The organism is Pseudomonas hormoni (assembly GCF_018502625.1).
In the GTDB taxonomy this organism is placed as follows: domain Bacteria; phylum Pseudomonadota; class Gammaproteobacteria; order Pseudomonadales; family Pseudomonadaceae; genus Aquipseudomonas; species Aquipseudomonas hormoni.
In genome coordinates this window covers 6093078-6115141 of the sequence record NZ_CP075566.1, presented here as the reverse complement: position 1 = coordinate 6115141, position 22064 = coordinate 6093078, and the positions used below count along the sequence as shown (strand labels likewise).

General features: G+C 60.9%; 20 protein-coding genes and 1 pseudogene. 8 read left to right on the top strand and 13 right to left on the bottom strand.

Going from position 1 to position 22064, the window contains the following annotated elements; genetic code table 11:
- Positions 1-10 precede the first annotated feature (10 nt).
- The 8 genes and pseudogenes from hisI (at position 11) to KJF94_RS30715 (ending at position 5104) form a co-directional block, all read left to right on the top strand.
- Positions 11-412 carry a phosphoribosyl-AMP cyclohydrolase gene (hisI, locus tag KJF94_RS28455; RefSeq protein ID WP_214380284.1) on the top strand — a complete coding sequence of 134 codons (402 nt, stop codon included), beginning with the start codon at positions 11-13 and terminating at the stop codon, positions 410-412.
- Entirely contained in the window at positions 405-737 is a 333-nt protein-coding gene (locus tag KJF94_RS28450; protein WP_008047820.1) for a phosphoribosyl-ATP diphosphatase, read from the top strand. Before hisI ends, KJF94_RS28450 begins: the two co-directional genes overlap by 8 nt.
- Before the next feature lie 25 nt (positions 738-762).
- Positions 763-1041 carry a twin-arginine translocase TatA/TatE family subunit gene (locus tag KJF94_RS28445; protein WP_010464483.1) on the top strand — a complete coding sequence of 93 codons (279 nt, stop codon included), beginning with the start codon at positions 763-765 and terminating at the stop codon, positions 1039-1041.
- Positions 1042-1051: 10 nt separating this feature from the next.
- Positions 1052-1447, top strand: a complete 396-nt coding sequence (tatB, locus tag KJF94_RS28440; protein ID WP_214380283.1) for a Sec-independent protein translocase protein TatB — start codon at positions 1052-1054, stop codon at positions 1445-1447.
- A complete protein-coding gene (gene tatC, locus KJF94_RS28435; protein WP_214380282.1) occupies positions 1444-2238 on the top strand; it encodes a twin-arginine translocase subunit TatC in 795 nt (264 codons plus the stop codon). The genes tatB and tatC overlap by 4 nt, the downstream gene beginning before the upstream one ends.
- Positions 2235-2942, top strand: coding sequence for a 16S rRNA (uracil(1498)-N(3))-methyltransferase (locus KJF94_RS28430; RefSeq protein ID WP_214380281.1), 708 nt, complete (start codon positions 2235-2237; stop codon positions 2940-2942). Before tatC ends, KJF94_RS28430 begins: the two co-directional genes overlap by 4 nt.
- A gap of 245 nt (positions 2943-3187) precedes the next feature.
- Positions 3188-4246, top strand: a pseudogene (locus KJF94_RS30720) (methyl-accepting chemotaxis protein); the annotation flags it as partial.
- Positions 4232-5104: a methyl-accepting chemotaxis protein gene (locus tag KJF94_RS30715; protein WP_431768167.1), complete on the top strand. Its 873-nt coding sequence runs from the start codon at positions 4232-4234 to the stop codon at positions 5102-5104. The pseudogene KJF94_RS30720 and the gene KJF94_RS30715, both read left to right, overlap by 15 nt.
- Before the next feature lie 113 nt (positions 5105-5217).
- Here the strand turns inward: KJF94_RS30715 and KJF94_RS28420 are convergent, their stop codons facing one another.
- The 13 genes from KJF94_RS28420 to hutH (KJF94_RS28360) form a co-directional block, all read right to left on the bottom strand.
- Entirely contained in the window at positions 5218-5952 is a 735-nt protein-coding gene (locus tag KJF94_RS28420; RefSeq protein ID WP_214380279.1) for an amino acid ABC transporter ATP-binding protein, read from the bottom strand.
- A complete protein-coding gene (locus KJF94_RS28415) occupies positions 5945-6904 on the bottom strand; it encodes an amino acid ABC transporter permease (protein WP_214380278.1) in 960 nt (319 codons plus the stop codon). Before KJF94_RS28415 ends, KJF94_RS28420 begins: the two co-directional genes overlap by 8 nt.
- A gap of 175 nt (positions 6905-7079) precedes the next feature.
- Positions 7080-7877: a transporter substrate-binding domain-containing protein gene (locus KJF94_RS28410; RefSeq protein ID WP_214384970.1), complete on the bottom strand. Its 798-nt coding sequence runs from the start codon at positions 7875-7877 to the stop codon at positions 7080-7082.
- A 187-nt stretch (positions 7878-8064) separates the two neighbouring features.
- Positions 8065-10635: a glucans biosynthesis glucosyltransferase MdoH gene (gene mdoH / locus KJF94_RS28405; RefSeq protein ID WP_214380277.1), complete on the bottom strand. Its 2571-nt coding sequence runs from the start codon at positions 10633-10635 to the stop codon at positions 8065-8067.
- On the bottom strand, positions 10628-12442 hold the full coding sequence (locus KJF94_RS28400) for a glucan biosynthesis protein G (protein ID WP_214380276.1): 1815 nt from the start codon (positions 12440-12442) through the stop codon (positions 10628-10630). The genes mdoH and KJF94_RS28400 overlap by 8 nt, the downstream gene beginning before the upstream one ends.
- Before the next feature lie 321 nt (positions 12443-12763).
- A complete protein-coding gene (dtd, locus tag KJF94_RS28395; protein ID WP_214380275.1) occupies positions 12764-13201 on the bottom strand; it encodes a D-aminoacyl-tRNA deacylase in 438 nt (145 codons plus the stop codon).
- Positions 13198-14169: a prolyl aminopeptidase gene (pip, locus tag KJF94_RS28390; RefSeq protein WP_214380274.1), complete on the bottom strand. Its 972-nt coding sequence runs from the start codon at positions 14167-14169 to the stop codon at positions 13198-13200. Before pip ends, dtd begins: the two co-directional genes overlap by 4 nt.
- Before the next feature lie 111 nt (positions 14170-14280).
- Positions 14281-15204, bottom strand: a complete 924-nt coding sequence (locus tag KJF94_RS28385; protein WP_214380273.1) for an alpha/beta hydrolase — start codon at positions 15202-15204, stop codon at positions 14281-14283.
- Positions 15205-15411: 207 nt separating this feature from the next.
- Entirely contained in the window at positions 15412-16368 is a 957-nt protein-coding gene (locus tag KJF94_RS28380) for a choline ABC transporter substrate-binding protein (RefSeq protein WP_214380272.1), read from the bottom strand.
- A 308-nt stretch (positions 16369-16676) separates the two neighbouring features.
- On the bottom strand, positions 16677-17480 hold the full coding sequence (gene hutG, locus KJF94_RS28375) for an N-formylglutamate deformylase (protein ID WP_214380271.1): 804 nt from the start codon (positions 17478-17480) through the stop codon (positions 16677-16679).
- A gap of 10 nt (positions 17481-17490) precedes the next feature.
- Positions 17491-18696 carry an imidazolonepropionase gene (gene hutI, locus KJF94_RS28370; RefSeq protein ID WP_214380270.1) on the bottom strand — a complete coding sequence of 402 codons (1206 nt, stop codon included), beginning with the start codon at positions 18694-18696 and terminating at the stop codon, positions 17491-17493.
- Positions 18697-18797: 101 nt separating this feature from the next.
- On the bottom strand, positions 18798-20330 hold the full coding sequence (gene hutH / locus KJF94_RS28365; RefSeq protein ID WP_214380269.1) for a histidine ammonia-lyase: 1533 nt from the start codon (positions 20328-20330) through the stop codon (positions 18798-18800).
- A 118-nt stretch (positions 20331-20448) separates the two neighbouring features.
- A complete protein-coding gene (gene hutH, locus KJF94_RS28360) occupies positions 20449-21972 on the bottom strand; it encodes a histidine ammonia-lyase (RefSeq protein WP_214380268.1) in 1524 nt (507 codons plus the stop codon).
- Positions 21973-22064: the final 92 nt, after the last annotated feature.

The window sequence follows — 22064 nt, the reverse complement described above, 5'->3', positions numbered from 1 at the left end:
GGAGTCGAAGATGAAAAACTGGCTGGACGAGATCAAGTGGGACGCCGATGGCCTGGTGCCGGCAATTGCCCAGGATCACAAGACCGGGCGCGTCCTGATGATGGCCTGGATGAACCGCGAAGCGCTGGAACTGACCGCTGCCGAAAACCGCGCCATTTACTGGTCACGTTCCCGTGGCAAGCTGTGGCGCAAGGGCGAAGAGTCCGGCCACGTGCAGACCCTGCATGAGATGCGCCTGGACTGTGACGCCGACGTGATCATCCTGATGGTCGAGCAGATCGGCGACATTGCCTGCCATACCGGCCGTCAGAGCTGCTTCTACCGCGTCTTCGAGAACGGCGACTGGAAAACCGTCGACCCAGTCCTGAAAAACCCGCACGCCATCTACTCCGCAGGACATACCCATGAGTGACACCCTGACCCGTCTGGCCGAGGTGCTGGAAGAGCGCAAAGGCGCCGCCGCCGACAGCTCGTATGTCGCCAGCCTGTACCACAAGGGCTTGAACAAGATTCTGGAAAAAGTCGGCGAAGAGTCGGTCGAAACCATCATTGCCGCCAAGGACGCCGCCATCAGCGGTGACTGCAGCGATGTAATCTACGAGACCGCCGATCTATGGTTCCACAGCATGGTCATGCTCGCCCAACTGGGGCAGCATCCACAGGCTGTACTCGATGAACTGGACCGTCGTTTCGGTCTGTCCGGACACGCCGAGAAAGCCTCGCGTCCGTCCGCCTGAATAACTATTAGAGAGGAGCAGCAACATGGGCATTTTTGACTGGAAACACTGGATCGTCATCCTGGTTGTTGTCGTACTGGTGTTCGGCACCAAGAAACTGAAAAACCTCGGTACCGACGTCGGCGAATCGATCAAGGGTTTCAAGAAAGCCATGAACGATGACGAAAAACCGGCCGACCCGACCGTGACCCCGGCCCAACCGGTGCCACCGGTCCAGCCACAGACCACGCAGTCCGTGAACCAGCCGCACACCATTGACGTGCAGGCGCAAAAAGTCGAAGAGCCGATCCGCAAAGACGTGTGAGCACTGACTAATGTTTGGTATCAGCTTCTCTGAACTGCTGCTCGTCGGCCTCGTGGCCCTGCTGGTGCTGGGCCCCGAACGTCTGCCGGGTGCTGCGCGCACGGCGGGCCTGTGGGTCGGGCGTCTGAAGCGCAGCTTCAACGCGATCAAACAGGAAGTTGAACGTGAAATCGGTGCCGACGAAATTCGTCGGCAACTACACAACGAGCACATTCTGTCGCTGGAACAGGAGGCGCGGAAGATCTTCACGCCGACTCAGCAGGAAGCCACACCGGTTCAACCGGTGGCGGAACAGACGATCCCTGCTCCAGCCGCTGCCGAACCTGCACCTGTTGTAGCCGCAGCAGAACCTGCGCCTGTTGTGCCGGCCCCTCATGACCCAACACTGCCGCCGCGAGCCCCATGAGCGATCTCCCAGAAAACGACCAGCACATGCCGCTGGTTTCGCACCTCACCGAGTTGCGTACCCGTCTGCTGCGCTGCGTAGCGGCGATCTTCATCATCTTCGCCGGGTTGTTCGCCTTCACCCAGCAGATCTACACCTTCGTCTCCACGCCGTTGCGGCAATACCTGCCGGTGGGCGCGACGATGATCGCCACCGACGTGTCGTCGCCGTTCCTGACGCCGCTGAAGCTGACCATGATGGTGTCGCTGTTCCTGGCGATCCCGGTGATCCTGCATCAGATCTGGGGCTTCATTGCGCCAGGCCTGTACAAGCATGAAAAACGCATCGCCGTACCCTTGCTGGTATCGAGCATCATGCTGTTCTACGCCGGTATGGCGTTCGCCTACTACCTGGTGTTCCCGCTGATCTTCAAATTCTTCGCCGCCGCCACCCCGGCCGGCGTGGAGATGATGACCGACATCAGCAGCTACCTCGACTTCGTCATGACGCTGTTCTTCGCCTTCGGCGTGGCGTTTGAAATCCCGGTGGCTGTGGTGCTGCTGGTGTGGATCGGCGTGGTCGACGTCAAATACCTGAAGAAAATCCGCCCGTACGTGATCATTGGCTGCTTCGTGGTCGGCATGATCCTGACGCCACCGGACATCTTTTCGCAGACGCTGCTGGCCGTACCGATGTGGCTGCTGTTTGAAATCGGCATCCTGTTCGGCAGCCTGATCAGCAAGCGTGGCGAGCACCCCGACGACCAGCCGGTTGACGATCACAACGACCAGCCGCCAGCGACCCAGCCGTGAACCTGTTGCTCCTCGAAGAGGCCGATTTCATTGCGGCCGACCGGGCGATCCTGCGCGATCGGCGGTTGACGCACATGCAGGAAGTCCACCGCTGTGAAGTGGGTGACAGTATGCGCGTCGGGCGTATCGGCGGTCTGATGGGTTCGGCCGAAGTGTTGCGCCTGGACGCCGATGAAGCCGAACTTCGCGTCACCCTCGACCAGCCGCCACCAACCAAGCTGCCGCTGACCCTGGTATTGGCTCTGCCGCGGCCCAAAATGCTCCGTCGGGTGTTTCAGACCGTGGCGGCCATGGGTGTGCCGCGGATCGTGCTGGTAAACAGCTATCGCGTCGAGAAGAGCTTCTGGCAGACACCGTTCCTGGAGCCCGAGGCGATTCGCGAGCAACTGATCCTCGGCCTCGAACAGGCCCGGGACAGCGTGTTGCCTGAAATTGTCATCGAAAAGCGCTTCAAACCGTTCGTCGAAGATCGACTGCCGGCAATCACCGAAGGCACCCTCGGCCTCGTCGGTCATCCCGGCAATTACCCGCCCTGCCCCCGCGGCCTGGACGAACCGGTGACCCTGGCCATCGGCCCGGAAGGCGGCTGGATTCCCTACGAAATCGATTTACTCGGCAAATCCGGCCTGCAACCGGTGCAGCTCGGCGAGCGCATCCTGCGCGTGGAGACTGCCGTTACTGCGCTGCTCGCCCGTCTGTTCTGACTCCATCGCTGAGCTTCACTCAAACCCTGTGGCGAGGGAGCTTGCTCCCGCTTGGTCGCGAAGCGGCCATCGCTTTTATTCCCCAATATCGCGGTGACTGGTTTTACGACGGCTACGCCGCCGAGCGGGAGCAAGCTCCCTCGCCACAGGTTACCCACGCCAAACTTGCGTCGTGCCTACAGATTCCCGCCCGCCAGCCGATACACCTCCCATAAAACCAACTTGTGGTCCGGGAGAGTTGCAGCATGTACCGATGGCTAGCCGAGAAACTGGGGAACGTCAGCGTCAATCGCAAATTGGGTGTCGGCTTCGGTCTGGTATTGCTACTCACCTTGTTGATCACCGTTACCGGCTGGACCGGCCTGACTGACGTGATCAGTCGCGGCGACAAGCTGGGGTTCATTTCCAGCCTCAACGAGCTGACCAAGGACTTGCGCCTGGCCCGCCTGGACTACGAAATGCGCCGTGGCGAACAAGGACCGGGCGCCGTCAACGACCTGCTCGGCCAACTCGACACCGGACTGAAAACCGCCCGCACGCTGATCGAACAACCGGCCGACGTGGCGATGATCGACCAGCAACTGGCTGCCGTCAGCGAATACAAACAAGCCTTCGCCGCCATGACCCAGGCTGGCGCCAACCGCGAAGATGCTCGCAGCAAACTCGGCGCCACGGCCGATAACGCCGTGGCACGCGTGGGCGAAGTCGAGAAATCCATGCTGCAAGGCGACAGCGTCGCCGATTTCAACAGCGTGATCGACTTGAGCAAACTGATCCAGCAGGCTCGCTTCCAGGTGCGCGGCTATACCTACAGCGGCAAGCCCGAAGCCGAGCAACCGGCACTGGACGCCATCGACAATGCGCTGAAAAACCTCGAAAGCCTGCGGTCGAAACTCCCCGAACAACACATCGCCAACCTGCAACAGGCCAGCGATTCACTCAAGGCCTACCGCGCCGCCGTCAGCCAGTACCGAGACTCTCAGGTCGCCAGCGCCGCCGCGTTGAAACGCATGGCCGCGCAAGGCGACATCCTGCTCGACGTCAGCAAAAAACTCACCGCCTCGCAGACCGTCGTGCGTGACACCGACGCCGCACGCGCCAAAAACATGCTGTTGCTGGCCACCGCCCTGGCGCTGGTCTTTGGCCTGTTCGCGGCGTGGGCCATCACCCGGCAGATCGTCATTCCGTTGAGCCAGACGCTAAAAGTGGCCGAGCGAATTGCCGCCGGCGACTTGACCCAGAACCTCGTGTCCGTGCGCCAGGACGAACTCGGTCAGCTCCAGCGCTCCATGCAGCGCATGACCCTGGGCCTGCGCGAATTGATCGGTGGCATCAGCGACGGCGTCACGCAAATCGCCAGCGCCGCCGAAGAACTGTCCGCAGTGACCGAGCAGACCAGCGCCGGGGTCAACAGCCAGAAGGTCGAGACCGATCAGGTGGCAACCGCAATGAACGAAATGACCGCCACCGTGCAGGAAGTCGCGCGCAATGCCGAAGAGGCCTCTGAAGCCGCGCTTGCCGCCGATCAGCAGGCTCGCGAAGGTGACAAGGTGGTTGGCGAAGCCATCGCTCAAATCGAACGCCTGGCCAAGGAAGTCGGCAACTCCACCGAAGCAATGGGTCACCTGAAACGCGAAAGCGACAAGATCGGCAGCGTGCTCGACGTGATCAAATCCGTCGCCCAGCAAACCAACCTGCTGGCGCTCAACGCCGCGATCGAAGCCGCCCGCGCGGGTGAAGCCGGACGTGGTTTTGCGGTGGTCGCCGACGAGGTCCGCAGCCTGGCCCAGCGCACCCAGAAGTCCACCGAAGAAATAGAAGAGCTGATCGTCGGCCTGCAAAGCGGCACCCAGCAAGTCGCGACCATCATGGACAACAGCCGCACCCTGACCGACAGCAGCGTCGAACTGACCCGCCGTGCCGGTGGTTCACTGGAAAGCATCACCCGCACTGTGTCGGCGATTCAGTCAATGAACCAGCAGATCGCTGCGGCGGCCGAGCAGCAGAGTGCGGTGGCTGAAGAGATCAACCGTAGCGTGCTCAACGTGCGCGATGTGTCCGAGCAGACCTCGGCCGCCAGCGAAGAAACCGCGGCCTCCAGCGTCGAGCTGGCTCGGTTGGGGACGCATTTGCAGATGCTGGTGGGCAGGTTCAAGGTTTGAGGTGATTTGCATGCCTCGGTCCGCTTGGAACCGAGTTGATGCAATCGCCAGCAGGCTGGCTCCCACAGGGTTTGGTGTGAACACCACAAATCCAGGCCCCCAAGGCGCTGCTGTTAGAGGACCTGACGAAGGAAGGCCTGAGCCCGCGGATCCTTCGGCGCATCGAAGAACTCGGCCGGCGAAGCATCTTCCAACAGTTTGCCGTGATCGAAGAACAGCACCCGATCCGCCACTTCCCGTGCAAAACCCATTTCATGGGTGACACAGACCATGGTCATGCCTTCCACGGCCAGGGTCTTCATCACGTCCAGCACTTCGCCGACCATTTCCGGGTCGAGCGCCGAGGTCGGCTCATCGAACAGCATGACCTTGGGTTCCATGGCCAGCGCCCGGGCAATCGCCACGCGCTGTTGCTGACCGCCGGACAGGCGCGACGGATACTCGTTGGCCTTCTGCGCAATACCGACCTTTTCCAGCAACGCCAACGCCTTGGCCTCGCGCTCCTTCTTGCCGCGCTTGCGCACGACTTTCTGCGCCAGGCAGAGGTTTTCCAGCACGGTCATGTGCGGGAACAGGTTGAAATGCTGGAACACCATGCCGACTTCGCGGCGGTAGGCATTGACGTCGGTTTTCGGGTCGGCCAGTTGCAGGCCGTCGATGCTCACCGAGCCCGAGTCGAACTCTTCCAGGCCGTTGAGGCAGCGCAGGAAGGTCGACTTGCCGGAACCGGACGGGCCGATCACTACCAGCACTTCGCCCTTGGCGACGGTTGTGCTGACGTTGTCCACCGCGCGCATCACATGGCCGCGGGTGTCGAAGACTTTTACCAGATCGCGGACTTCAATCACTTTGCGCGAGCCTCCGCTCAAGCCGGCTGGCGATTTTCGACAGCGGCAGGTTGATCAACAAATACAGGCCGGCCACGCAGAACAGGATTTCGAATGGCGAAAACGAGGTGGTGATGACTTCGCGACCGCTTTTCAGCAGCTCGGTAATCGCGATCACCGACACCAGCGAGGTGTCCTTGACCAGGCTGATGAATTGCCCGGCGAGCGGCGGCAGCACGCGTTTGAACGCTTGCGGCAGCACCACGTGGCGCATCGACTGGCCCGCGCTCAAACCCAGCGAGCGTGCGGCTTCGTTCTGACCTCGGGCGATGGATTGCACACCGGAGCGGATGATCTCTGCCACGTACGCACCGGTGAACAACGACAGCGCGGCGATCCCGGCGAATTCCCGCGACAGGTTCATCACGGTGCCGATGAAGAAGTAGAAAATGAAAATCTGCACCAGCAACGGCGTACCGCGCACCAGTTCGACGTATATCGTCGAGAGGTCGCGCAGGGTCGGGTTGTTCGACAGACGGCACAGGCCGGTGGCCAGGCCGATCAGCAAGCCGAGCACGCCTGACACCACGGACAGCCACAAGGTGGTCCAAAGACCCCACATCAGCGGTCCGGCCGCCCAATGGCGAGTCACGCCGATCACGTCACCTTCGGCCACATCATCGCCCCGGGCGACTTGCAGGCTGTTGTCGTCGACGGTCAGATGTTGCTCGTCACCCGCGTCGTTGCGCAGGGTCACTTCAGCCTTGTCGCCTTTGCGCACCAGCTCGCTGACGGTAGAAATGTCCGCGGCGCGCTGGGATTCTTCGGCGTGGTAGGCGAAGTACTGCGGCACACGGTTCCAGCGCCATTCGTAAGACATCAACGAGGTGGCGTAATACAAAGCGCCGGCCAGGCCGATCAGCACCAGCACGGTCAACACGTGCCAGGGCCATTGGGCTTTTTTCTGTTTCATTGGATTTTGCAGGTTCCGAATTCTGTATCGCCAGGAAGGCAGTCATCGCGGGCAAGCCCGCTCCCACAAGGTTCTGCGCCGGACACAAAATTTGTGTTCACCCAGATAGCTGTGGGAGCGGGCTTGCCCGCGATTGGGGCGGCGCGGTGCTACTGGCACCCTGCCGCGGTAAGCCTTATTCCATGTCTTTCTGCCAAGCAGTGTCTTTGAACCACTTGTCATGGATGCGATCGTAGGTGCCGTCTTCGTGGATCTGGTGCAGGAAGTTGTTGATGAAGTTGATGCTGTCGTAGTCACCCTTCTTCAGACCGAAGGCCAGCGGCTCGTAGGTGAAAGGCTTATCGAGGAACACCAGCTTGCCGTTGCCGACCTTGTTCACGGCCACAACGTTGTAAGGCGCGTCGTAGATGAAGGCGTCGGCCTTGCCGTTGACCACGTCGAGCACCGCTTCCTGCTCGTTGTCGTAGCCGTGGTACTTGGCTTTGGAGATCAGCTTTTTGGCAACCATCTCGCCGGTGGTGCCGAGCTTGGAGGTGATGCGGTAGTCGGCGGTGTTCAGGTCTTTGTAGGACTTGATGGTGCCTTCCAGCTCCTTGCGGATCAGCAGGGTCTGGCCGACCACGATGAACGGTTCGCTGAAGTTCAGGCGCAGATTGCGCTCCTGAGTCAGGGTCATGCCGCTGCCGATCATGTCGAACTTGTCGGTGAGCAGCGCCGGGATGATCCCGTCGTAACCGGTGGACACCAGTTCCAGCTTGACACCCATGGCCTTGGCCATGGCTTTGAGGATATCGACTTCGAACCCGATGATCTCGCCGCGCTTGTTGGTCATCTCGAATGGCATGTAGGTCGGGTCCATGCCGACTTTCAGCGTGCCGCGCTTGACCGCGTCATCGATGGCACCGGCCTGCGCCGCGCTGACTGCAACCAATGCCGTGACGCCGACCAGCAGCATCGAGAGATACTTCTTCATCATCATGTCCCCAAACCCATTGCGTTATGAGGCGCGCAAACGGCGGCTCCCCTCAGGAAACGCATCGATACGGACAAAAATTATCCGGGCGCACCAATTCGGGGACGGATGCTAACGTACTCGCTCGTTTGCACAAGTGCTTGGGAACGATGAGACAAAAAAAACCCCGCTTTCGCGGGGTTCTTTGTTATGCCAACTGCGGTTGCGCGCTCAGTGGCTTGAGCGGCAGCAGCGGTGCATGGGGGTCGGCTTTCACCGATTGGCGCCAGGCTTCCAGCCAATCCGGATGAGCTTCGTTCCAGACCTGCTCATGCAAACGAGCCAGTGCCACCGGATCGCTCAGCAATTGCACACGCTCATTGTTGGTCAAACCGTCAGGCCCGACTTTCAATGCATGGCGAACCCGCTCGATCCGCAGCCATTCGATCGGCTCGGCCTCACGGTGACGCGATGTCGCCAGCGAGCACGCCAGGGCGTTCTGCTGTGGATCGACCACCGAGCGGATGAAGCCGTCTTTGAGCGCGTGGTAACGGTTTTCATGGGTGTACTGGTCAGTCGCCAGCAACGCCTGTGGCGGATTGTATTCCTCAGGGATCAGGAACAGGCTCTCGTCACGGGACTTGAGGCCCAGGCCTACGCGGCTGGAGATCACCGACACCGGGATCGACAGCATCAACGAACCGACGATCGGCACCAGCCACCAGAGGAAGCTTGGGTTCAACCAGATCACCAGCAGCGCCCAGAAGAAACCCAGCAGGGTTTGCGGACCGTGACGCTTGACGGCTTCGCTCCACGGCGTGGAGTCGTCGTCACGTTGCGGCGAGTTCCAGGTCGCTGCCCAGCCCAGGAACGCGGCGAGTACGAAGCGGGTGTGAAAAATCATCCGCACCGGCGCCAGCAACATGGAGAACAGCATCTCCAGCAGCATCGACAAGGTCACCTTGAACTTGCCGCCGAACTCTTTCGCGCCCTTGGCCCAGATCAGGATGATGCTCAACAACTTCGGCAGGAACAGCAGCACGATGGTGGTCGAGAACAACGCGATCGCCTTGTCCGGGTGCCATTGTGGCCACAGCGGATAGAGCTGACGCGGTTCGAGGAAGTACTGCGGCTCCATCAACGTGTTGACCGCCAGCAGCGCCGTCGACAGCACGAGGAAGAAGAACCACAACGGCGCCGACAGGTAGGACATTACGCCCGTCAGGAACACCGCACGGTGAACCGGGTGCATGCCCTTGACCAGGAACAGGCGGAAGTTCATCAGGTTACCGTGGCACCAGCGACGGTCACGCTTGAGTTCGTCCAGCAGGTTCGGCGGCAGTTCTTCATAGCTGCCCGGCAAGTCGTAGGCAATCCACACGCCCCAACCCGCACGACGCATCAGCGCTGCTTCGACGAAGTCGTGGGACAGAATTGCACCGGCGAACGCGCCTTTACCTGGCAACGGCGCCAGGGCGCAGTGCTCGATGAACGGCTTCATGCGAATGATCGCGTTGTGGCCCCAGTAGTGGGATTCGCCCAACTGCCAGAAGTGCAGACCGGCGGTAAACAGCGGACCGTACACACGGGTCGCGAACTGCTGCATGCGCGCATACAGCGTGTCCATGCCCGAGGCACGCGGCGCGGTCTGGATAATCCCTGCGTCCGGCGTAGCTTCCATCAAGCGCACCAGACTGGTCAGGCATTCGCCGCTCATCACGGAGTCAGCGTCGAGCACGACCATGTACTTGTAATCACCGCCCCAGCGACGGCAGAAGTCGTCGAGGTTGCCGCTTTTGCGTTTTACCCGACGGCGACGGCGGCGATAGAAAATCTTGCCGAAGCCACCGGCTTCGCGGCAAACATCCAGCCAGGCCTGCTGCTCGGCAACACAGATATCGGCATCGTTACTGTCGCTGAGGACGAAGAAGTCGAAGCGATCCAGGTCACCCGTGGCAGCAACCGACTCGAAGGTCGCGCGCAGACCGGCGAACACCCGAGGCACGTCTTCGTTGCAGATCGGCATCACCAGTGCGGTGCGTGCGTCCTTGGCGATCGGCTCGTTGCCGGCACTTTTACCGGAAATGCGGTATTTATCGTGACCGGTGATCAACTCGAGGAAGCCCATCAGCGCCGTCCAGAAACCGGCCGACACCCAGCAGAACAGAATCCCGAACATGATCAGGATGCTGGTCTGCAGCGCATACGGCAGCACTTGCGTGACGGTTTGCATCAGGGGTTGATGCAGGACTTCGTTCAGGTCGACGAACGACCAGCCCTGGTACGGCATGATGCCTTTCATGTACCAGCCGGCGACGATGGTTTGACCGAGCATCAGTACCAGCAGGATGTAACGGCGGATCGAACCGACCGTACGCCAGCGCGCGGCCGGCAATACGTTCTCGTCTTTCGGCGGGGCTGGCGGATTGGTGCGACCGGTCAGACGCCGCCAGCCACGCACCAGAATGTTGGTGCGCCACGGCTCGGGCACGACTTTGGTCCGGCGGATCGGCGGAGTGGCCTTGAGGCAAACCCGACCGCTGGCGTCGAGCACCAGCATTTCCGCTTCTTCCAGCTCTTCAGCAGTGTTCAGGGTCAAACGACGGCCCACCGAGGCTTGAGCAGCCTCGGTCGGTGCGTCGAACGTCGAGGACGACAGGCGCTGGTGCAGCTCGCTGAAGGACTGGCAGCCCGCGAGTTCCGCGCGCTGCTCGTCGGTCATCGGTAAATGCGCCAGATACTCGGCAAGAGTCTCTGGCTTTACTTGAGAATTACTCATCGGCAGGCAACTGGTAGCTCCAGGTCTCGGTCAGGACTTCTTCAGTCGCGGCCGATTCCGGTGTGGCTGGGGCCGCGTCCGCAGCAGCAGGCTGCTTGGCGTCTTTGTTGTCCTTGTCCTTGGCATCTGCGACTGGCTTGGCTTCGGCCTGCTTGGCCTCGGCGGCCTTCGCTTCCTTGTCCGCTTTCTCCGCTTGCCGGGCAGCAACCTTGTCAGCCTTGGCAACAGACGAATTGGACGCTGGAACCGAAGACTTGGCGAGATCGGCAGGCACGATGTTCTGAACCAGTGCCGCACGCATCTCGGTGGACTTGCCCGGATCCTTGATCTTCATCCGCAGGGTCAGGCGCCAGCCTTTGGTTTCAGGATTGTAACGCACGCTGTTCTCGACCAGCTCGGCGTTGTCGCCAACGCTGACCTGGCTGCGAACGTCCGCATCCGGGGCCAAGGCCGCCAGGGACGGGCCTTCGAAGTCCACCAGGTAGGCAACGCTGCCATCCGGCTGACGGATCAGGTTGGACTGTTTCACGTCACCCGTGGAACGCAGGGTCTGTTGGACCCAGGCGCTGTCCGGTGCATGAATCGCCGCTTCGTCGATGGTCCAGTGCATGCGATAGCCGAATTCCAGCGGCTGGCCAGGCTCCGGCAGTTTTTCCGGGCTCCAGAACGCAACGATATTGTCGTTGGTTTCGTCGGCGGTCGGAATTTCAACCAGGTCGACAGAACCCTTGCCCCAATCGCCTTTTGGCTCGATCCAGGCACTTGGGCGCTTGTCGTAGCGGTCGTCGAGGTCTTCGTAGTGACTGAAGTCACGACCACGTTGCAGCAAGCCGAAGCCACGCGGGTTCTCGATCGAGAAGTTGCTCACCGCCAGGTGTTTCGGGTTGTTCAGCGGGCGCCAGATCCACTCGCCGTTGCCGGCATGGATCGACAGACCGCTGGAGTCGTGCAGTTCGCGACGATAGTTCAACACTTTGGAAGGCTGGTTGGCGCCGAACAGGAACATGCTGGTCAGCGGCGCAACGCCAAGCTTGGTGACCTTGTCACGCAGGAACATCTGGGCCTTGACGTCGACAATGGTGTCGCTGCCCGGACGCAGGGTCAGGCGATAAGCACCGGTAGCGCGTGGCGAATCCAGCAGAGCGAAGATAACCAGGTGCTTGTCACCCGGTTTCGGCTGTTGAATCCAGAATTCGGTGAAACGCGGGAATTCTTCGCCGGACGGCAACGCGGTATCGATGGCCATGCCGCGAGCGGACAAGCCATAGGTGTGACCCTTGCCGACAACGCGGAAGTAACTCGCGCCGAGCATGGTCATGATTTCGTCTTGCTTGTCGGCCTTGTTGATCGGGTAAAGCACACGGAAACCGGCATAACCCAGCTGTTCGGTGGCTTTAGGATCGAACTTCACATCGCCGAAATCGAAACGACTTGGGTCGTATTTGATCTCTTCGACGGTGTTGGCCGTGATTTCGTTGATTTTCACCGGCGTATCGAAGTGCATACCCTGGTGATAGAACGACAGCTTGAACGGGGTTTTCTGATCAGCCCACTCCGCTTTCTCGGTGCGGAAACGAATTTTCTGATAGTCCGCAAATTTCATCTCGCGGAATTCGTTCGGCAGGTTACTGCGCGGGGCTTCGTATTTCTGCCCGGCCAGCTCTTTTGCCTTGGCCGACACGTCATCCAGACTGAATGCCCAAAGCTGGCCGGCGCTGAGCAGGCAGAGCAGAGCAGTGCCCGCTACCAGAGCGCTTCGTAACCGTTTGGCAGACAATTTTGGTGCAATACAGGGACTAACAATCACGAGCAACCCTCGCCGAAAACAGATCAAAAAACCAACGGCCAGTTAAAGGGCCTGTGAGGTAGACGGCATGAAAAACCCGCTCCTACAAACCACTCTTGCCAAGTTGGCGAGCATTGTTCCGACTCCTATGGGGCCAAATGATTCCCCAACAGGTCCAGGACAAGTCTCTACCTAAGTCAAAACGGACCAACGAACGCTGATCCCCGTAGCGCGCGATTATCTAGTAGGCCGCGTTACAACGCATCAGGCGCAACAAAGTATTTCTCGCGAAAAGCCCCTGTTTTCAGTGAAAAAGCCCTTAAAAACTTGTTTCAAGCGCTTTCAGGTCTGTAACAGGAAGGTAACCGGGCCATCATTGACCAGGTGCACCTGCATATCCGCGCCGAATCTACCTGATGCCACTGTGCCATGCACCTGTTTCGCTTTCCCTAATAGATAGTCGAAAAGCTCCTCGCCCAGCGCCGGAGGGGCAGCGGTCGAAAAACTCGGGCGCAACCCGTTTTTGGTGTCGGCGGCCAGGGTGAACTGAGAGACCAGCAGCAGCCCGCCACCGACGTCCGCCAGGGACAGATTCATCTTGCCCTCGGCGTCACTGAACACTCGATAGTTAAGCAGCTTATGCAGAAGTTTGTCGGCGCTGGCCCGAGTATCCTCGGGCTCGACCGCTACCAGCACCAGCAACCCCTGATCGACTGCACCGACCACCTCTCCCGCTACCTCGACTCGCGCGCCACGCACGCGCTGCAACAGGCCCTTCATGCTTCTTCTGGGGACAGGTCGAGCAAGCGCCGGGCCATCTGATTGGCGGCGCGCACCAGCGCATCGGTAATGCCCGGCTCGGAAGCGGCATGCCCGGCGTCACGGATGACCTGCAATTCACTGTTCGGCCAGTTCTGATGCAATTCCCAGGCGTTATCCAGCGGGCAGATCACGTCATAACGACCGTGCACGATCACGCCCGGCAAATGGGCGATCTTGCCCATGTCGCGGATCAGCTGGTTCGGCTCGAGGAACGCATTGTTGGTGAAGTAATGACATTCGATGCGGGCAATCGACAACGCGCGCTGTGGCTCGGAGAAACGATCGACCACCAGCGGGTTCGGGCGCAAGGTCGCCGTCCGGCCTTCCCAGGTGGACCAGGCTTTGGCCGCGTGCATCTGGGCGATCTGATCGTTACCGGTCAGGCGCTTGTGGAAAGCGCTGAGCAGGTCTTCGCGCTCATCCATCGGGATCGGCGCGATGTAGTCCTGCCAGTAGTCGGGGAACAGACGGCTGGCGCCCGCCTGATAGAACCATTCGATTTCCTGCGGACGGCAGAGAAAAATCCCGCGCAGAATCAGACCGTGCACGCGCTCCGGGTGGGTTTGCGCGTAGGCCAGCGCCAGCGTCGAGCCCCACGAACCACCGAACAGCACCCATTTGTCGATGCCCAGGTGCTGGCGAATCCGCTCAAGGTCGGCGACCAGATCCCAGGTGGTGTTGTTTTCCAGGCTGGCGTGGGGGGTGGAGCGACCGCAACCGCGCTGGTCGAAAGTGACGATGCGGTACAGATTCGGATCAAAAAAACAGCGACTCTGTGCATCACACCCGGCGCCCGGGCCGCCGTGGATGAACACCACCGGCAAACCTTCCGGTGAACCGCTTTCGTCGACATACAGGGTGTGGGTTTCATCGACGGCCAGATCGTGCCGGGCGTGGGGTTTGATCTGCGGGTACAAAGTCTGCATTGCGCGCTCCGTAAGGGGTCGAGGTCATCCCTGGGGGGACTTCTATTATTCTGCCGTCCGGCATCATAAACCCGAATTACGTCAATGAGCATGCCCTCGCTGAGTCAGAGTTTAGCCGCCGGTTTTTTCAGCCAGATAGCCGAGCAGCGTTTCATAGAGCGCATCGACCTCGGCGATCTGGCCCCGCCCTCGCAAACAGCCGTGAACCAGTCCTTCGCCGTAATAAAGTGTCGCGGCCACGCCGGCGGCGTTCAGTCGTTCGGCGTAGCGCACGCCGTCGTCGCGCAGCGGGTCGAATTGCGCCACAGCGATCAGCGCCGGCGGCAAGCCACCGAGATCCTCGGCGAGCAACGGCATCGCGTAGGCGCCCGGCTGTCGACTGCCGCGCAAATACAAGGCGTGATAACAGTCCACGTCGCTGCTACTGAGTAACGGCGCGTCGACGCATTCGCTGCGTGACGCCAGCCGCTGGTCGCCACCGAGGCCTGGATAGATCAGGACCTGCGCAGCCGGCAATGGCTCACCCGCGTCGCGCAATGCCTGGCAAAGCGCGGCGGCGAGATTGCCACCGGCACTGTCGCCGGCCACCAGCGTACGCGCGGGGTCCAGTTGAAACGGCCCGGTGCGCAGGGCTCGCCAGACTTTCAGGCAGTCGTCGAACCCCGCCGGAAACGGATGCTCCGGCGCCAGACGGTAATCGACGGCGATCACTAACACTCCAAGCGTCGACGCCAGTTCAGCGCAGATGAAGTCGTGGGAATCCAGATCCCCCACCACCCAACCGCCGCCGTGCAGATACACAATGCACGGACAACCGCCGGTCGACGGCGAAACCGGCGGCTGATACGAGCGCACCGGCACACCGGCCAATTCAAAATCCACCACGTACAGTCCGGCGGGACGTGGCGGGGTGAACGCCCGGCACATCTCGCTGTAGGCCCCGCGCAAACCGGCGAGGCTGCTGTCGGTGCTGTTGAAGCTGACGGTTTTCTCGACGAAGGCCGACATTTGTGCGGATAGCGGGTAAGTAGCCATGAGCCTGCTGCCAGTCAGTTCAGCGTTGGGATTGAAACTCGGTTCTGTGGCGAGGGAGCTTGCTCCCGCTGGGCTGCGCAGCAGCCCCCAAAGCCATTCAGCCAAGTTGCATCAGACACATCCTGCCAGCCGGATTTACGACGGCTTCGCCGCCGAGCGGGAGCAAGCTCCCTCGCCACAGGGTGCGCACTCGTCATTACCGGCAGGTCAGTTTTTCAGGCTGGCCTGTACGGTGGCTACCCCGTCCTTGCCATCAAAACTGCTGACACCCGCCAGCCAGCGCTGAAGATCTTCCGGGTGATCACGCAGCCATTGCCTGGCAACATCCTGCGGCGTCTTGCGCTCCATGATCGGAACCATCAGCTGACTTTCCTGAGCGGCGGTGAACGTCAGGTTCTCCAGCAATCGATTCACGTTCGGGCAACGTTCGGCGTAGTCCGGTGACGTCACCGTGGAGACCGTGGCCGCCCCTTCGTTTGGCCCGTAGACATCTTCGCTGCCGGTCAGGTAGGTGATTTTCATGTTGATGTTCATCGGGTGCGGGGTCCAACCGACGAACACCACGAACTCCTTGCGATTCACCGCCCGCTGAACGGCGGCCAGCATGCCGGCCTCACCGGACTCGATCAGTTTGAAATCCTTCAAACCGAAGTGATTGGTCTCGATCATGGTTTTGATCGTGGTATTGGCACCGCTGCCCGGCTCAATGCCGTAGATCTTGCCACCGAGCTTGTCTTTGAATTTGGCGATGTCGGCGAAGGTTTTCAGCCCGGCGTCGGCAACGTATTCAGGTACGGCGAGCGTTGCCTGGGCGTCGGCCAGGCTGGGTTTGGCCATGACCTTCAGCTGATTGGCGGCCACGAAAGGCGCGATATTGTTGTCCATCGCCGGTTTCCAGTAACCGAGGAAGATGTCGAGGCGCTTGTCGCGGATGCCGGCGAAGATGATCTGCTGCACGGCGCTGGTTTGCTTGCTTTCGTAGCCAAGGCCGTTGAGCAACACATCGGCCATGCCGCTGGTGGCGATCACGTCGGTCCAGTTGACCACGCCCATGCGCACGGCTTTGCAGGAAGCGTCGTCACTGGCCAGGACACTGGTACTCAGAAGAGCGGTACCGCAGAGGATTGAGAGACAGCGGGTGAACAAACCTTTGGTGCTTGTCATAGAGGGCGTTCTCGTGCGGCAGCGGATTATTGTGGGCTCGGTGTCTTTGTGCACCGTGCGAAGAACATTACGCAGCGTCGAGAGGGTAAAAGCGAACTGTGGCGACTGTGTTTTGCACAGTAGCGACAGTCTTGACTGGAGGCGAGCGCGAACCTGTGGCGAGGGAGCTTGCTCCCGCTGGGCTGCGAAGCAGCCCCAAACCTGGCTAGTGGGGTGTATCTGATAAAACTCGGTTGAATGGTTTGGGGGCTGCTTCGCAACCCAGCGGGAGCAAGCTCCCTCGCCACGAAAGCCCCCCTCCAATAGAGTTACTCGGTGTAATGCTTTTCGCCCCAGGCGAGCAGCCCTTGCAGCAATTCCTTGAGCACCACTTGCGTCGGCTCCGCCAGATCCGGGCGATAGCGGAACGGCTCAAACTCTTCCATGTAGGTGCACTGGCCCAACTCCAGTTGCACGGCATGAATGTTTTCCGCCGGATTGCCGTAGTGCCGGGTGATGTGCCCGCCCTTGAAACGACCGTTCAATACATGGCTATAGTCGCCGTGCCGCGCGCAGATCGCTTCCAGCTGAGTGGCCAACTGTGGATCGCAACTGGCGCCGTTGAACGTGCCGAGATTGAAGTCCGGCAGCTTGCCGTCAAACAGGTGCGGGATGATCGAGCGGATCGAATGCGCATCGAACAGCAGCGCGTAGCCAAACTCGGCTTTCAGTCGCGCCAGTTCGTTTTGCAAGGTGCTGTGATACGGCGTCCAGACTTGCTCCAGATAGGTCGCTCGCTCCGCCGCTGACGGCTCCATACCCTCACGGAACAACGGAATGCCGTCGAACAGCGTCGCCGGGTACAGACCGGTGGTCGCGCCTGCGTACAGAGGCTTGTCGTCGGACGGTCGGTTCAGGTCGATGACAAACCGCGAGTACTCGGCAGCCAAGGTGCTGGCGCCGAGTTCGGTGGCGAATTCGTAAAGTTTCGGAATGTGCCAGTCGGTGTCCGGCAGGCTTTTCGCGTCGGGGATCAACCCGGCTTCCACCGCCGGGGTCAGGCGCAGGCCCGCATGGGGCATGCTGATCAGCAGCGGCACGCGGCCTTGTTTGAAGTTCAGAACCTTATCCACAACTGTTCTCCTAAACGCTCGTTTCAACGCCGTGACGCACGACGCGTTTCTCCAGATCACCGCCCAGCCAGTACGACAGGTCGGCGGGACGATCGATTTGCCAGGCGACGAAGTCCGCGAACTTGCCAACTTCCAGCGAGCCATGTGTCTCGGCCATGCCCAACGCGGTGGCGGCATGAATCGTTGCGCCCGCCAGGGCTTCTTCCGGGGTCATGCGGAAACAGGTGCAGGCCATGTTCAGCATCAAGCGCAGCGACAACGCTGGCGAGGTGCCGGGATTGAGGTCGCTGGCAATGGCGATTTTCACGCCGTGTTTGCGCAGCGCGTCCATCGGTGGCAATTGGGTTTCACGCAGGAAGTAGAACGCACCCGGCAGCAACACGGCGACGGTGCCGGACGCGGCCATGGCGATGGCGTCTTCTTCGGTCATGAACTCCAGGTGATCGGCCGACAGTGCGTGATAACGCGCCGCCAGACTCGAACCGTGCAGCGATGACAGTTGCTCGGCGTGCAGTTTCACCGGCAAGCCGAGTTCTTGTGCGGTGATGAACACGCGCTCGACCTGTGCCGGCGAAAACGCCAGGTATTCGCAGAACGCGTCCACCGCATCCACCAGGCCTTCGGCGGCGAGCGCGGGGAGCATCTCGGCGCAGATGTGATCGATGTAGTCGTCGGCGCGGTCCACATACTCCGGCGGCAAGGCGTGGGCCGCCAGGCAAGTGCTGCGCACGCTGATCGGCAGTTCGGCGCCGAGACGGCGGGCGACCCGCAGCATCTTGCGTTCGTTGGCCAGATCAAGGCCGTAACCGGATTTGATTTCGATGCTGGTGACGCCGTCACGCATCAGGCTTTTCAGGCGCTTGGTGGCGCTGGCGAACAGTTCGTCTTCGCTGGCCGCGCGAGTGGCGCGTACGGTGCTGGCGATGCCGCCACCGGCCGCAGCGATTTCGGCGTAGCTGACACCTTGCAGGCGCTGTTCGAATTCACCGCTGCGGTTACCGCCGAACACCGTGTGGGTGTGGCAGTCGATCAGGCCCGGAGTGACCCAGGCCCCTTTCAAATCGTTGACGGCCGGGTATTCGCCGGCCGGCAGTTCAGCGCGAGGGCCGATCCACTCAATGCGCGCACCGGACGTCACGATGGCCGCATCCTCGATGATCGAGTAGACGCCTTGCGCCATGGTTGCGACGTGGCAGTGTTGCCAGAGGGTTTTCATCCCTTAGTCTCCACAGTATTCAAATTCGAATCGCCAGCAGGCTGGCTCCCACAGGTATGCGCAATGCAACTGGGGGAGCCAGCCTGCTGGCGATGAGTACATCACAGGCTCGGCAAAAGCCTGGCCGCGACCAGTTCATTCAGGCAACGCGTCGCCAACAATTCAGTCGCCGCATTGATGTCCGGAGCAAAGAACCGGTCCTTCTCATAGAACGGCACTTCTTTACGCAGAATCTCCCGGGCCTTCTCCAGTTTTGGCGAAGTCTTCAGACCCTCACGCAGGTCCAGCCCCTGAACGGCAGCCAACCATTCCACAGCCAGAACCCCGCGAGTGTTTTCAGCCATTTCCCACAAACGCTTGCCGGCAGCCGGTGCCATGGACACGTGGTCTTCCTGGTTCGCCGACGTCGGCAGGCTGTCCACCGAATGCGGATGGGACAACGCCTTGTTTTCGCTGGCGAGGGCCGCAGCGGTCACTTGAGCGATCATGAAACCGGAGTTCACGCCGCCATTGGCCACCAGGAACGGCGGCAGTTGCGACATGTGCTTGTCCATCATCAGCGAGATGCGGCGTTCGCTCAGCGAGCCGATTTCAGCGATGGCCAGGGCCATGTTGTCAGCAGCCATCGCGACCGGTTCGGCGTGGAAGTTACCGCCGGAGATCACGTCACCTTCAGCAGCGAACACCAGCGGGTTATCCGAGACGGCGTTGGCTTCGACGGCGAGCACTTCGGCGGCCTGACGGAACTGGGTCAGGCAGGCGCCCATGACTTGCGGCTGGCAGCGCAGGGAGTACGGGTCTTGAACCTTTTCGCAGTTCTGGTGCGAATCGGAAACTTCACTGCGCTCGCCCAGCAAGTCGCGGTAAGCGGCCGCGGTGTCGATCTGGCCCTTCTGGCCACGCGCGGCGTGGATGCGTGCGTCAAACGGCGAGCGCGAGCCCAGGACGGCTTCGACGGTCAGCGCACCCAGCGACAACGCGCCGGCGAACAAATCTTCACCTTCAAACAGACCACGCAACGCATAAGCGGTGGACACCTGAGTGCCGTTGAGCAGCGCCAGGCCTTCTTTCGCGGCCAGCGTCAGCGGGGTCAGACCGGCGACTTTCAGCGCTTCGGTCGCTTCCATCCACTCGCCTTTGTAGCGCGCCTTGCCTTCACCCAGCAGCACCAGCGACATGTGGGCCAATGGCGCCAGGTCGCCGGACGCTCCGACCGAACCTTTCAATGGAATGTGCGGGTAAACCTCAGCGTTGATCAGGGCGATCAGCGCGTCGATAACCACGCGGCGAATACCGGAAAAACCACGGCTCAGGCTGTTGACCTTGAGCACCATGACCAGTCGAACCAGCGCGTCGCTGATCGGCTCGCCCACACCAGCGGCGTGGGACAGCACCAGCGAGCGCTGCAGGTTTTCCAGGTCTTCGCTGGCGATACGGGTCGAGGCCAGCAGGCCGAAACCGGTGTTGATGCCGTAGGCGGTGCGGTTCTCGGCGAGGATCTGTTCCACGCAGGCAACACTGGCTTCGATCTGCGCCGAGGCGCTGTTGTCGAGGGTGATCTTGACCGGTTGCTGATAGATATCACGCAGTTGGGCAAGGCTCAGTTGGCCGGGAATCAAATTTAGCGCAGTCACTTTTATTCTCCTTTTGAGAGTTTTATTAACTAACCAGACGCTCCGGAAATGTCCGTTGTCCGTCGCTTCCCGCCTTTTGGGGGGGCTGGCGCCTTGGCACGCTGGTTTGATGTAGGAATCAGTTCAGGTTCGGCAAAGCCTTGTGCAGCAAATTTGAATCTTTCAAAACCCCGGCAGCCGCAGCGATATCCGGCGCCAGCCAGCGGTCCTGATCGTAGGCCGGAACCCGCTCACGCAGCAGACGCCACGCGGTATCGGTGCCGGCGCCGAAGCGCTGTTCTTTCAGGAATTCAAAGGCCTGAGCCGCCAGCAGGTACTCGATCGCGAGGATCTGCGTGCAGTTTTCCAGCGCACGATGCAGCTTCAACGCGGCGTTGGTGCCCATGCTCAGGTGATCTTCCTGCAAGCCCGAGGTGACGTAGTTGTCGAGCACCGCCGGTTGCGCCAGTTGACGGTTTTCCGCACACAACGAAGCGGCGACGTATTGCACGATCATCATCCCGGAATTCACGCCCGGATTGGCCACCAGAAACGCCGGCAGACCGCTGACATGCGGGTTGATTAAACGGTCGAGACGTCGCTCGGCGATGGAGCCGATTTCCGCCATGGCGATGGCCAGCAAATCAGCTGCCATGGCCACGGACTGACCGTGCGGGTTGGCCTGGGACATGATGCGGAAATTGTCCGGTGTGCCCAGCAGCAACGGGTTGTCGGTGCAGCCGTTGAGTTCGGTTTCAATCTGTTGAATAGCGTGAGCCAGTTGATCCCGTGCAGCGCCGTGGACCTGCGGGATCGAACGGATGCTCAGTGCATCCTGGGTGCGGATGCCTTTGCTCGAAGCAATCACTTCACTGCCATCGAGCAACGCCCGCAGATTGATGCCGACCTGCTGCATGCCCGGGTGCGGCTTGAGCGCAATGATCTCGGCATCGAACGCAGCGATCTGGCCGCGCTGGGCCTCGAAACTCATGGCGCCGATCACGTCGGCCCATTGCAGCAGGCGCGTGGCATCGGCAATCGCCAGGGAGCTGAGGCCGCTCATGCACGGCGTGCCGTTGACCAGGCACAAGCCGTCTTTGGCGCCGAGTTGAACCGGTTGCAGACCTTCTTCGGCCAGGGCCTGTTGCGCAGAAACGATCTGCCCGCGATAGCTGACATTGCCGACGCCCAGCAGCGCGATGCCGATGTGCGCCATGTGGGTCAGGTAACCCACCGAGCCCTGGGACGGCACTTGCGGGGTGATACCGCGATTGAGCAGCGCCAGCAGCGCTTCGACTACCCGGCGATGAATGCCGGATTTGCCGTGGCTGTAGTTGCGGATCGCGGCGCACATGATCGCGCGCGTCTGCTCGTCAGCCAGTGGCGCACCAACGCCACAGGCGTGACTGAGCAAGGTGTTACGCGAGAGTTGGCTGAGTTGCTCGTCTTTCAGAGAGACGTTGCACAACGCGCCCAAGCCAGTGTTGACGCCGTAAGCGCGTTCGCCGCTGGTGACGATGCGTTGGACGATCGCCTGAGCGTTCTCGATCCGCGCCCAGGTCTGGGCCGACAGCTCGAGCTGTGCGCCGTGGCGGGCTACCGCGACTACATCCTGCCAACGCAGAGGGGCGTCGGCGATAACGATTTTTTCAGCCTGGGACATCTGGAGCCTCATACAAAATTCATGGACATGTGACACCTGTGGCGAGGGAGCTTGCTCCCGCTGGGCTGCGTAGCGGCCCCAAAATTTTGCGA